The organism is Sporolactobacillus caesalpiniae (genome assembly GCF_040513385.1).
Taxonomy (GTDB): domain Bacteria; phylum Bacillota; class Bacilli; order Bacillales; family Sporolactobacillaceae; genus Sporolactobacillus.
In genome coordinates, this window is the sequence record NZ_JBEVCB010000008.1 from 1 (window position 1) to 12774 (window position 12774).

Sequence of the window (12774 nt, forward strand, 5' to 3'; positions counted from 1 at the left end):
TCTTTTGCTTGAGCGCTGATTCTTTTGCCTGAACGCTGATTCTTTTCTCTGAGCGCTGATTCTTTTCTCTGAGCGCTGATATTTTTGCCTGAACAATGCAAAATTGATAGGCTCTTTTACTCAAGCATTTTAACTGCGTACTCCGTCTTAACTTGTGAGGTGGGTTGCAGAAGCAGCGCGAGTCTTCAGGGGGATGCTGAGTCGAGCCATCTACACTTTTTCCGATTTTTTCCTTCCGCCCTGCTTTGTGCTAGAATGCTGAGTAGGTACAATGTGCGCGTTCGCCCGAATCATTGAGGCGAACCGCCGACTATTTGGATGAAAAAGGAAGGCGGAACGATGAGTCAAGTAAATACAAAAGTCGATAAAGAATCATTTTTGGCAGACCTTTCCTCACTGATTGCGGTGCCGAGTACGAAGGATGCGAGCCAGGCAAAGGAAGGCGCCCCGTTCGGACCGGGGCCGCTGGCTGCATTGGAAAAAATGCTGGCGATCGGTAAACGCGACGGCTTCCGGACGAAGATGCTGCAAGGCTATGCCGGCTACATTGAATATGGACCGGAAAATGCCGAGGATTACATTGCCGTGCTTGGCCATGTCGATGTCGTGCCGGCGACCGGAAAATGGGCACACGATCCGTTTACCGTTCATGAAGAGAACGGGACTCTGTATGCTCGCGGTGTGATTGATGACAAGGGACCGACGATGGCTGCCTATTATGCACTCAAAGCACTGAAAGATTCAGGCGTTTCGGTTAAAAACCGGATCCGTCTCGTGATCGGGACAGATGAAGAGAGTGGCTGTGAATGCATGGTCAAGTACAATGAATTGGAACCGATGTCACTGTTCGGATTTGCTCCGGACGCTGAGTTCCCGCTGATTTTTGCTGAAAAAGGCCAGATTCGCGCATGGATCAAGCTTCCGCAAGCTGCAGGAGATGCCCCGGTTCATCTTGCTTCTTTCTACTCAGGCGAGCGGATCAATATGGTGCCGGACCATGCCTATGCCGTACTGTCGGGTAGTGAGGCGGAGAAATGGTCCGCACATGCGCAGGCCAAACTCAAAGCAAACCAAGTGCCGTTCACTGCAGAAAAGACAGAGCAAGGCGTTAAAATCACGGTTAAAGGCAAATCGGCACACGGATCCGAACCTGCCGGCGGCGTGAATGCAGCATTCTTGCTCGCTGGGGCATTAAAAGAACTGCCGATCGTCAAGGAAGAACAAGCTTTTGTCAATCTGCTTGCTGATACGCTGAATAATGACTTTGGCGGCGAACGGCTCGGGATCAAGTATCATGACGATGTGTCCGGTGAACTGACCGTGAATGCCGGCGTCATCCGCTTCGGCGAAGAGGGTGGAACGGTTTCACTTGATATTCGCTGCCCAATCAAAGCCTCATTGGATGAATTAACCAAGACGCTCACCGCCTCAGTTGAGACGCTTGGCCTATCCATCGGTGAACTCGGCACAAGCAAACCGCTGTACATGGATCCGAAGCATCCGGCAGTCCAGATTTTGAAAAAGGTTTATGAAAAACATATGGGTCTCAAAGATGTCGAGTTACTCACCAGCGGAGGCGGTACTTACGCTCAGTATCTCGACGCCGGAGTTGCCTTTGGTGCCTGCATGCCGGGTTATCCGTACACTGGTCATCAAGTGGACGAACATGTTAGAGTAGATGATTTGCTGCTTGCATCGGAAATCTATGCCGACGCGATGGCTGAACTTGGCAATCTTGAAAAGTAAATGAATGCTTAAGCGATTATTGAAATCTAAATGCATAGAATAGCAATAGTTATGGCGAGGAAAAGTGAATGCTTTTTTTCTCGCTATTTTCTTGCACTTTCAGGAAAATTAGTGGTTACATTTTGAGGAAGAACTTGATAGAATGTGAGTACGAAAAGACTGCACATTATTCATGCTTCCGAATGAAGCAAAATTAGTGCGCATTGAAGCAATCAGTTGTATAACTGGAATGGAAGTTTGATTGACGATGAAAAAGGAAGAGATGACCTGGTGCACGCGACGGTGACAACGACATGACAGCTTTGATGGAGGATTGAAAAGTAATGGCAAAAGGTGTGTTTTGGCTGTTTCTTTCCGTATTCTTGAATGCATTCGGGAATGCACTGACGGTAAAGGCAGCGTTCGGTTCGGCACCGTGGACGGCGGCGAGCATCAATATTTCGAATGCTACAGGCTTGACGGTGGGCAATGTTCTGATCATTATGGGCATTATCGTTCTGATCGCAGATGACCTTCTCAGAAGGCATTGGAATGGAATCAAGGATGTGTTTAATTTTCTCTATATGCTGTCCTTCGGCTATTTAATTGATGCGTGGCTCTTTATTATGCAATCAGTGACAGTGAACGGCTGGGCATTGCGCGTCATTGTCTGCATTGCGGGAGTACTGTGTATCGCGGCTGCGCTGTCGATTTATTTTCAAGTCAATCTGGTGTTGCATCCTTTTGATGATCTGCTTAAAATTTTACGTGAGAAATACTTAAATGGAAATGTTGTGCTCGCGCAGCGTATTTCACTTGGAATTCCTCTCGCACTCGGATTATCAGTCGGGCTGTTTCGCCATCATTTGGTTGGTATCAATCTTGGCACGGCGATCAGTTTTCTTTGCATGGGGTACTTTATTCTGTTTTTTGATCGCTGTATTCATCTGCATCTGAACCGGGACGCGTTGACACATTGGCGTATGCCGCACCTGTTACATCATGTGAAGCATTCGAAAGCATAATAAATTTGCTTGACAATTTTCTCCAAACGACTAATAATGAGTGTACAAAATAAAAATGCGATGAAGAGAAGAAGTAGAGTGTGCGCTTTTCAGCAGAGAGCTCCGTCCGGTGAAAAGGAGCAGAAGCAAGCACTCGAACATGGCCTCTGAGCTGCGAAGCCGAACGGCGCTGATCGCCGAAGTAAGCCGAGCCGAGTTAAGGTTCTTGTTGCAAAAACCGGAGTATACGTACGAAGTACATGTACTCGCTGAGACCGGTCATGCGAGTGGCCGGTGAATCAAGGTGGTACCGCGGAGCTAACCCCCCGTCCTTAGTCAATCGATTAAGGACGGGGGTTTTTGATTTTTCAGTGAGTATCTGTGGAATAATGAAGCAAAAGACTGCAAACAGGAAAGGTGATTCAAAATGAGTAATGCACTGGTCTTTCAAACTGATTTCGGACTCGTCGACGGAGCGGTATGCGCGATGTACGGCGTCGCGAATTCTGTTGATTCGAAATTGAAAATATATGATCTGACCCATGACATCCCGCAATACAACATTTGGGAAGCCTCTTACCGGTTGCGGCAAACGGTCAATTATTGGCCGGAGGGAACCGTATTTGTCTCAGTTGTTGATCCGGGTGTCGGATCAACACGCCGCAGCGTGATTGCTCGGACGCGCAAAAATCAATACATCATTACACCCGACAACGGGACGCTGACGCATATTAAAAAAATCGAAGGAATTGAAAGTGTGCGTACGTTTGATGAGAAAGCAAACAAATTGCCGACTGCCGGCGAATCGTTCACTTTTTTCGGTCGGGATATTTATGCCTTTAACGGTGCCAAACTGGCAGCCGGAATCATTGATTACGAGCAATTCGGCGAATTGGTACCGGTCGAATCGGTTACTGAGCTGCCGATCATTCCCTCCTATCGAGAGGACAGTCAGGTAAATGGAACGATTGATATCCTCGATGTGCGCTTCGGCAATCTTTGGACGAATATCAGTCATCTGCTTTTTCACGAACTGGATGTGGCGCGCGGCGACCGCCTGGCTGTAAAAATAAAAAACGACACCCGGACCGTGTACGAGAATACGATGGTGTTCGGCCGGTCATTTGCTGAAGTGGCAATCGGCGAACCGCTGCTTTATATTAATTCACTTGAAAATGTCGGTGTCGCGATCAACCAGGGCTCATTCGCCAAAGCCTATTCGATCGGCACCGGCACGAACTGGCATATTTCACTGCACAAAGTTTGAACTATCTTGTAATTGCAAAGGAGGTGATGTCCGGGACAGTGTAATGACTATTTCTTTTAGTACAGGCAGCAGGATCAGCATCAAGGAACTTATCTATTTTTTATACTATTATTTCAAAGGGGAATGATTTTGATGAAAAAAGATTGGCTGTCTATTCGAACGATTGTTGCCGCAGGTATCGGTGCCGCTATTTTTATTATCCTTCGTTATATCTCCATACCGGTTGGTTTTGTTCCGAACACGACCGTGCAATTATCCTATATTTTTTTAGCGCTGATCGCAGTCGTTTACGGTCCGGTTGCCGGTGGACTGGTCGGCTTGATCGGTCATTCACTCGGAGACGCGCTTCAGTATGGAAGTGTCTGGTGGAGCTGGGTCGTTGTGTCGGCAATTGTCGGTATTGGTTTTGGTCTTGCCTCTCATTTTCTTAAGATTTCCGATGGTGAATTCGGCTGGAAATCAATTGCCGTTTTTAATCTTTTTCAAGTGGTGACGCAGGCCGTCGGATGGTTCTTGATTGCGCCTATTCTTGATATCTCGATCTATGGCGAACCGGCCAACAAAGTATTCGTTCAGGGCTTTACAGCCGGAATCTTGGATATAGTGACGGTCGGTATTTTCGGCACACTCTTAATTTGGATTTATACGCAAACACGGACCAAGGTCGGAAGTCTGAAAAAAGAAGCATAAACCAAATTCTTGGCCGATTAATCTTTACTGTACGTTTTCGAATGATTAATCAAGCCGGAAAGAAAATTAAAGGATTGCCATGAATAAAAAGGTCATCTCGTTCAAACAATTCAGTTTTAAATACAGAAGTCAGGAAAGTCCGTCGCTGTATGATATCAATTTGGCTATTAACCAAGGTGAACGTATCTTAATTACCGGACCGTCCGGATCTGGAAAAAGCACGTTGGGACGCTGTATTAATGGCTTAATTCCGAATACCTTTAAAGGCGAAATCAAAGGGGCACTCGAACGAATGGGCGGAGATGCAGGTGATCAACGTATCCCGGCTTTGTCAAAGAAAGTCGGGACCGTGCTTCAAGACACAGACGCTCAATTTATCGGGTTAACGGTCGGTGAGGACATTGCCTTTGCTTTGGAAAACGATGCGGTTCCGCAAGTTGAGATGAAGAAAACCGTCGCGCAAGCTGCAAAGCAGGTCGGCATGGAACTTTTTCTTGATCAATCGCCGCATGATTTGTCCGGAGGGCAGAAGCAAAGGGTGTCAATGGCAGGGGTACTGGTTGACCCGGTCAGCATTCTTTTGTTTGACGAACCGCTTGCCAATCTCGATCCGGCATCGGGGAAAGCGACCATGCACTTGATTGACCGGATTCAAAAAGAGACGGGTGTGACTGTGGTCATTATTGAACATAGAGTGGAAGATGTCCTTGCGATCGGCATTGATCGAATTGTGCTTGTTGCAGATGGCAAGATCGTCGCGGATGCACCGCCCGATCAGTTGCTTTGTTCCGGCGTTCTTGAAGCAAACGGTGTGCGTGAGCCGCTCTATTTGACAGCGTTGAAACGCGCCGGAATTCCGATTGTACCGGAGCTTCACCCGGAATCGCTGGACCACATGAGTCTGGACGGTGCCGGAGCGGCCCTGCTTGCATGGACGCATGCCGCCGTTTCAGAAAAGGAGCATCTGCTAGGTCAACCCATTTTGAACGTTTCGCATGTCAATTTTCATTATGAATCTGATCGGCCGACACTTGAAGATGTCAGCTTTTCTGTACGGAAAGGCGAGCGGATCGCACTGGTGGGCAAGAACGGCGCCGGCAAATCAACGCTCACTAAGTTGATTTGCGGACTTGAGCATCCGGATTCAGGTACCATTTATATCGGCGGTGGCGACATTAGCACGCAGACGATCAAGGAACGTTCGGAACACATCGGTCTTGTTATGCAGAATCCGAATCAGATGATTTCACAGAATATGATTTTTGACGAAGTGGCGTTCGGGATGAGGCTTCGTGGTTTCGCTGAAGAAGAGATCAAGCGTCGTGTTTATGAATCTTTGAAAATCTGCGGGTTGTATCCCTACCGGAACTGGCCGGTTTCCGCACTCAGTTTCGGACAGAAAAAACGGGTCACTATTGCTTCTATTTTAGTTCTTGATCCTGATCTGCTCATTTTAGATGAACCGACGGCAGGTCAAGATTACCGGCATTATACAGAGATTATGCGCTTCTTGGAATCGCTCAGTGAAAAAGGTATGACGCTGATTATGATTACCCATGACATGCATCTGATGCTTGAATACACGGAGCGCGCACTTGTGATGGCGGACGGTCGATTGATTGCTGATCAGCCGCCTGCAGAACTGCTCTCTGACGCTGACATCGCGTCACGGGCTAATTTGAAGACAACCTCGTTGTATCATTTGGCTGAACGTGTCGGTTTTTCAAGCCCGCCGACATTTGTAAAGCACTTTATTCAGAGTGAGCAGGGGAGGCGGTCGTGTGATGAGAATGCACATGCTCAGCTACATTGACCGCGCGACACCGATCCATCAGATGACCGGCGCGGCGAAACTGATTTGTTTTATTCTTTGGTCTGTGATCGCCATGACCACCTTCGACACGCGGGTGCTTGTGTTTATGCTGATCGCGGGTGTGATTATTTTTCGGGTTGCCAAGGTGCGTTTGAGCGAGATCTCTTTCGTCCTTAGCTTCATACTGATTTTTCTTCTGCTTAACAATCTGGGCATTTATATTTTTGCGCCGCGGCAGGGGACGGCGATCTATGGAACAACCCATATTCTCGTTCATCTTCCGGGCATCTATTCACTGACGTTTGAACAGCTTTTTTACCAGTTGAACGTTAGCTTAAAGTATTTTGCGGTCATTCCTTTTGCACTGCTCTTTATTGTAACGACACAGCCGAGCGAATTTGCCGCATCCTTAAACCGAATTGGTGTCAGCTACCGGATCGCCTATGCCGTATCGATCACGCTCCGCTATATTCCCGATGTGCAGCGCGGTTATCATGAAATCGCTCAAGCTCAGCAGGCACGCGGCGTTGATCTGTCCGGAAAGCAGAAATTCGCGCGGCGGATCCGTCAGGCATCGGCGATTGTCATTCCGCTTATCATTTTTACGCTGGATCGGATAGAAGTCGTCAGCAATGCCATGGAGCTGCGGCGATTCGGCAAAAAGAAGAAACGAACGTGGTATCATGGGCGCCCGTTTACCCGTATCGATTATTTAGCAGTCCTATTTGCCGTACTGTTACTCATTCTGTCTCTATGGTTGACGTTACAGCGCGGCAGTCGCTACTATAATCCTTTTATTTGATGCTCTAACAGGAAATCAGTGAACAACCCGGTACTTAAGTGCCGGGTTGTTCACACTTGCTTCTCTTCACGGTGCGCCCGCGGCGATCAAGCAGCACAAGTGTCTTTAGGTATAAGCTAGTGGGTCAAAGCACCTTGAACCAATAGGAGACCAAGCCCCATGGGATACTTTACTATTTAGACGGACGATTGGTTAATCTTCTTGCAAGAAAATTTCAATTCGCTCTTTTCCTTTACCCAAATTTCTTCTCTTCAGGTAAATTGGTCCGATCTCTCCGGTTCGGCGGAGGTGTGTGCCGCCGCATGGGACCTGAGCGAAGCCTTCAATGCGCCAATACCTTCGCTGATTCTGTTCATCACTAAAGGCGCTGATAATCGGTAAATCCTCCGTGATCATTTGATTCACGCGCTGCGTCAGCTCCGGGAAAATCGTCGCAATGCTGCCTTCCCAATAGAAATCAATCCGTGCCTTATCTTCATTAATATTGGCACCGATCTTTTCCGGATGATGAAAAAATTGATATACATGCTCGAGTACTAACTCCGCAGCAAAATGAAGCCGCATCAATCGATAACGTCGGGGCCAGTCAATCACGACCGTGACGCTGTCCCCTGTGTACAACTGATGTGAATCAGACAATGTGTAGCGAATGTCTTTGCCTTCCTTTTCTGCAGAAAGAATGGGATAGCCGCCGATAGTCCCGGCGTCTGAGGCTTGGCCTCCGTTAAAAGCATAGGCAACCGTTTGACTGACTGTGACACTATTTTCAGCTACGGAGGTAACGACTGCATCGATTTGTGTTAAATAAGGATCCTTCCAAAAAATTTTTTCAACGGCCATATGCTCATCTCCACAAGCGTCATAAATTTAAAATAGTATACCATTTTACAATCACGGGGACGAAATAATCAATTTATTTTCATTTCACACAATATCCAGTGGCACTTTGCGCGCCGGCTTCGAAAATGCGAGATTTAAGTTTCGCTGTTCTTCTTCAGATAATCGGATAGCTGCGGCCTGTGCGTTTAACAGTACGTGTTCCGGACGTCCGGCTTTTGGAATAGCAACGATCCCGTCGGATTCCGCATAGCGGATTGACCAAGCGAGCAGAATCTGAAGCGGTGTTGCCTGGTGATCGACAGCTGCTTTCATTACATCCGGGTCTTTGAGCAGCTGGGATTTAAGTGACCCGCCTTCAGCCAGAGGACAATAAGCCACTCGTGACGAATAATATGGTAGAAAAAAATACCTTTTTCTTTTCGAAGTCAAATCTTCCAATTATTATTACTTTCTATCCCCCACAGCTGTTGTAAAATTAAAGAGATCTGCAAAGATTGCGAGAAAGAGAGACAAGGAGTACTGCATTGTGATGATTTTCCAGTTTATTAAAAAGCTATACTGTTCCGATTATACAAAAGTTTTTCTACTTTGCCTCATTACTTCAGGAATTATGTTTGTTCCATCAATTATTGCGAATAAGGGATTATTTACATTGGTCGGAGATTTTAACTATCAGCAGATTCCGTTTAATATGCTGAGCAATGAGGCGATTAAAAGCGGTGATTGGTTCTGGAACTGGTCAACGGATCTCGGGAGCAACTTTATCGCTTCCTATAGCTTTTACACACTAGGCAGCCCCTTTTTTTGGCTTAGTCTGCTGTTTCCTGCGTCGCTGTTTCCCTATGTGATTGGGCCGATGTTTTTACTGAAATATTGTGTTGCCGGAATGACGGCGTACGGATACATTCGCCGCTATGTAACAGATAGTCGCTACGCCATGATTGGCGCACTTCTATATGCCTTCTCCGGCTTCTCGACTGTTAATCTGATGTTCAACCATTTTCATGATGTTGTCGCGTTCTTTCCATTACTTTTGGCTGGCTTCGACCGTCTTGTCATCGACCGGAGAAAGGGTTGGTTTGCCGCGGCCGTCGCTTTGAATGCGACATTAAACTTCTTTTTCTTTATTGGCGAGGTCATCTTCTTAATTCTCTACTACGTGCTTCGCTACATAGCTGAAGATTGGAAACGATATGTACGGCGCCTGCCGCGGATCATCTGGGAAGGTCTGCTCGGTATCGGTATGGCGAGCCTGCTGTTTGTTCCGGCAATTCTGTTCACCTTGCAAAATCCGCGTCTGGATTCATTTTTGTATGGGCCGAACGCGCTTGTATATTCCGGAAGCCGTTATTTGGAGCTCATTAAGGCAATTCTGATGCCGGCAGACCTCATGCCGCATCAGTCGGCTATTTTTCCATCGGATTTCTCATCGAGCAGTGCGTATTTGCCGCTTTTTGGGCCGGTTCTAGTACTCACAATGATGATTGGCCGCAGAAATTGGATGCGGCGGATGATGATCGGTTGTATCATCATGGCGGCTGTACCACTCTTGAACAGTCTATTTTATGTTCTGAACGCTTCCTATTACGCACGCTGGTTTTACATGCCGGTGCTGATTATGGCCTTGATGTCGGCGGTTGCCCTCGAAAAGAGAACGACAATTCAATTGAAAAAAAGCTTGCTGATTTCGGTAACTGCTTTAGCTGCTGCGGCCGCTTTTCTGCTCTTTTATCCGTGGAGTGAAACGCAGCGGAGTGCGGTTCTCCATTATGATCAGTTCCTTTTCTACCTGACTGCGGCAGCCGCGGGACTCGCCGCCACCTATTATCTCGTCTGGCGGTTTCGAAATGCCAAGCGTTGGTACACGGCCGTCTTTGCAACCACCGTGATCTTTTGCGGCGGATTGGGCTTGTTTAATATTTTTGCAACACATAACATCTATGACTATCAAGACGGCAAAGCCATACATGATACAGTTGTTAAGACAGGAAAAGAACTGAAGCAGCGCCTGCCGAAAACGGAAAATTACCGCATCGGCATTAGTGACGATGGATGGAACTTGGCGATGGTTGCCGGGTTGCCGACCGTCAATTCGTTCACAAGCATGGTGAATGGTTCCATTTTTGACTTTTATAAGTCGATCGGTTCGCCAAGGGGTGTGAAGACGATTGTTCCGGCAGATGCATATGGGTTGAAGCCGTTGCTGTCGGAACGCTTCTATGTAAGTACGGTGAAGTTGAGCCGTGGTCATTTATACACACAATTTTACAACGGTACCGGGATGGTTTATGTCTATGAAAATAAGGATGTGCTGCCAATCGGTTTCACCTATGACTACTATGTCACGCAAAGCCGTTTTCAACATGTCTCGGACGCGTACAAGCATTTGGTGCTGCTCCGAGCCGTGGTCATTAAAGACAGCGATGTTTCAAAAGTGAAAAACTACCTTGTGCCTCTTCCTGAAAGCGACCTGTTTACAACGGCTAATGGAGAATACCAACAGGATCTGAAGCTGCGCGCGACGGAGGCATCAACCACGTTCCATCGGGATCATAGAGGATTTACCGCAAACATTCAGGCAAATACAGATAAGTTTGCCTTCTTCAGCGTGCCCTATGACAAAGGATGGTCTGCTAAGGTCAATGGCATCTCTGTACCGATCATCGACGCGGACGGTATGATGATTGTACCGGTAAGGGACGGCGCCAACCATATTCGATTTGACTACCGCACGCCAGGACTTGGACTCGGCGCGGTGATCGCTCTTCTTTCAATGGTCATATTTGCGACCTACCTGTTCTCAGACCGTCTGTTCCTTCGCAGACGCGTGCAGCCATCTCATGAATTTAATGAATGAAAAAAATGCCGGGATCTAAGTCAATACACGTTGTCCGGCGTTTTTTTTAGTTTTAAAACCTTTTATCGACAAGCATGCGTTTACTTGGTAGAATAGCAGGCGCAGGTTCATTTATTCAAGGAACGGGCATTATATAGAAAGATGAGCAAAAGGATGGAGGCAGCCTAAATTGACAAATGAAGTGAAAAATGATGCACTGACGGTTAAATCATACACCAACAATGTGCTGACCGGTCTTGCTATCGGGATTGTCGCCGGATTAGTTCCGTCGGCATTGCTTAGTGAACTATGCAAGGCACTAGCGCCACATGCGCCGATTTTCGCCATTATCTTGCAAATTGTCACGATCATTATGTTTACAGTGCCGTTGTTGATTGGGACGGCGATTGCGTTTCGATTCAAATTTAATCCGATTCAAATGGTTTCGGTAGCGTCCGCGACTTATATTGGTTCCGGTGCGTTGAATTTTACGCCGAACGGTGTCCTTGTGACCGGCATGGGCGATTTGATCAACACGCTGCTGACCGCAAGTATTGCCGTTGGTGTTGTCTTGATCATCGGTGACCGGTTAAAGGCATTCGCGCCACTTTTTTTGCCGACGATTGTCTGCGTGGTTTCCGGCGGTATTGGTTTATGGATTCTGCCCTATGTCCGCAAAATCACAATGGCAGTCGGTCAGCTGGTTGACAGCTATTTTGCGCTGGCGCCGATTCTAATGGGCATTCTTGTCGCCGTCAGTTTCTCAATTATTATTGTTTCGCCTATTTCAACCGTAGCCATTGCGACAGCCATCAGCATGAGCGGCATCGCGTCCGGTGCCGGCAACCTCGGTGTTGTCGCTGCTGCGGTCGGCATGTTTCTTGGCGGCATGCGTGTGAATCCGATCGGATTGTCTTTATCTGCACTACTCGGCACGCCAAAGATCATGATTGCGGCGATTGTCCGTAAACCAATTATTCTGCTGCCCGTTATTTTAAATGCGGCTGTTCTCGGCGTTTTGGCTGTTGTGTTCAAGATTCAAGGAACGCCAATCAGCGCAGGGTTCGGATTCTCCGGACTCGTCGGCCCGATCAACGCGATCCGCTTTATGCCGGGCGGCGGAACAGCGGCCAATCTGCTGATTATTGTGCTTGTCTTTATTATTATTCCCTTTGCGCTCGGCTGGTTCTTCGAATGGTTGTGCCGCACGCAGCTGCACCTCTACACGAAGGAAGACTACATCGAAAAGCAATAATCCTATAAATAAATCAAAGAAGCACCGGTATCCTTTAGATGCCGGTGTTTTTGTTGTTCCAAGTTAAAAAAGTAAAGCGTTGTGCCTTGCCGGTACGACGATAAGGTCATAAGATTCGGTTGGGCTGGGCGATCAGGTAAGCGCTCAATCTGATAAATAGACGGAAAAACTACCCTTATCTAGAAAAAAGAATAAAAAAAAGCTTAAATAGACGGAGAAATTCCGCTTATCGAATCGAAAAACGTGAAAATAGAGGATTTTTCTTTGCATAACCGGAAAAATTACCCTTATTTACCTGCAAAACAAGCTTCGGAGTGTAAATAACCGGAAAACCTCCGCTTATTTTATTCCGGCCGCTCTTTGCCCGGTTTTTCTGTGTGCAATTTTTAGCGCATATGTAGGGATGAACGGAATTTTGTGTACAATCTTATAAAAAGCAAAATATAGCTCGTATTTGAACAATTTGTGAAATTGATTCTTTTTTCAGAAAATAATGCTAATAAACACTTGATTAATTACTGTTTATCCATATATAATTTTAG

Annotated in this window: 11 protein-coding genes; 9 read left to right on the top strand and 2 right to left on the bottom strand. The window is 47.0% G+C overall.

What is annotated here, in order from left to right; genetic code table 11:
- The first annotated feature begins 339 nt into the window (after window positions 1–339).
- The 7 genes from pepV to ABWW58_RS15735 all read left to right on the top strand — a co-directional run bounded on the left by pepV (window position 340) and on the right by ABWW58_RS15735 (window position 7301).
- Complete coding sequence (pepV, locus tag ABWW58_RS15705; protein ID WP_353870025.1) at window positions 340–1746, top strand: dipeptidase PepV; 1407 nt, start codon at window positions 340–342, stop codon at window positions 1744–1746.
- A 323-nt stretch (window positions 1747–2069) separates the two neighbouring features.
- Window positions 2070–2750, top strand: a complete 681-nt coding sequence (locus ABWW58_RS15710; RefSeq protein WP_093671315.1) for a YczE/YyaS/YitT family protein — start codon at window positions 2070–2072, stop codon at window positions 2748–2750.
- Window positions 2751–2859: 109 nt separating this feature from the next.
- Window positions 2860–3027 carry a hypothetical protein gene (locus tag ABWW58_RS15715; RefSeq protein ID WP_177184676.1) on the top strand — a complete coding sequence of 56 codons (168 nt, stop codon included), beginning with the start codon at window positions 2860–2862 and terminating at the stop codon, window positions 3025–3027.
- Window positions 3028–3156: 129 nt separating this feature from the next.
- Complete coding sequence (locus tag ABWW58_RS15720) at window positions 3157–3996, top strand: SAM hydrolase/SAM-dependent halogenase family protein (protein ID WP_353870026.1); 840 nt, start codon at window positions 3157–3159, stop codon at window positions 3994–3996.
- A gap of 132 nt (window positions 3997–4128) precedes the next feature.
- Complete coding sequence (locus tag ABWW58_RS15725; protein ID WP_353870027.1) at window positions 4129–4686, top strand: ECF-type riboflavin transporter substrate-binding protein; 558 nt, start codon at window positions 4129–4131, stop codon at window positions 4684–4686.
- Window positions 4687–4765: 79 nt separating this feature from the next.
- Entirely contained in the window at window positions 4766–6499 is a 1734-nt protein-coding gene (locus tag ABWW58_RS15730) for an ABC transporter ATP-binding protein (RefSeq protein WP_353870028.1), read from the top strand.
- A complete protein-coding gene (locus tag ABWW58_RS15735) occupies window positions 6471–7301 on the top strand; it encodes an energy-coupling factor transporter transmembrane component T family protein (RefSeq protein WP_353870139.1) in 831 nt (276 codons plus the stop codon). Before ABWW58_RS15730 ends, ABWW58_RS15735 begins: the two co-directional genes overlap by 29 nt.
- Window positions 7302–7493: 192 nt before the next feature.
- Here the strand turns inward: ABWW58_RS15735 and ABWW58_RS15740 are convergent, their stop codons facing one another.
- Both ABWW58_RS15740 and ABWW58_RS15745 read right to left on the bottom strand, forming a co-directional pair.
- The gene (locus ABWW58_RS15740; protein ID WP_353870029.1) at window positions 7494–8141 is read right to left on the bottom strand and encodes an alanyl-tRNA editing protein; all 648 of its coding nucleotides are present in this window, start codon (window positions 8139–8141) and stop codon (window positions 7494–7496) included.
- An 84-nt stretch (window positions 8142–8225) separates the two neighbouring features.
- Window positions 8226–8579 carry an aldo-keto reductase family protein gene (locus ABWW58_RS15745; RefSeq protein ID WP_353870030.1) on the bottom strand — a complete coding sequence of 118 codons (354 nt, stop codon included), beginning with the start codon at window positions 8577–8579 and terminating at the stop codon, window positions 8226–8228.
- 91 nt (window positions 8580–8670) lie between these two features.
- Here ABWW58_RS15745 and ABWW58_RS15750 point away from each other — a divergent pair, with 91 nt between their 5' ends.
- Both ABWW58_RS15750 and ABWW58_RS15755 read left to right on the top strand, forming a co-directional pair.
- Window positions 8671–10998: a YfhO family protein gene (locus ABWW58_RS15750; RefSeq protein ID WP_353870140.1), complete on the top strand. Its 2328-nt coding sequence runs from the start codon at window positions 8671–8673 to the stop codon at window positions 10996–10998.
- Between the two features lie 169 nt (window positions 10999–11167).
- The gene (locus tag ABWW58_RS15755; RefSeq protein ID WP_353870031.1) at window positions 11168–12232 is read left to right on the top strand and encodes a PTS sugar transporter subunit IIC; all 1065 of its coding nucleotides are present in this window, start codon (window positions 11168–11170) and stop codon (window positions 12230–12232) included.
- Window positions 12233–12774: the final 542 nt, after the last annotated feature.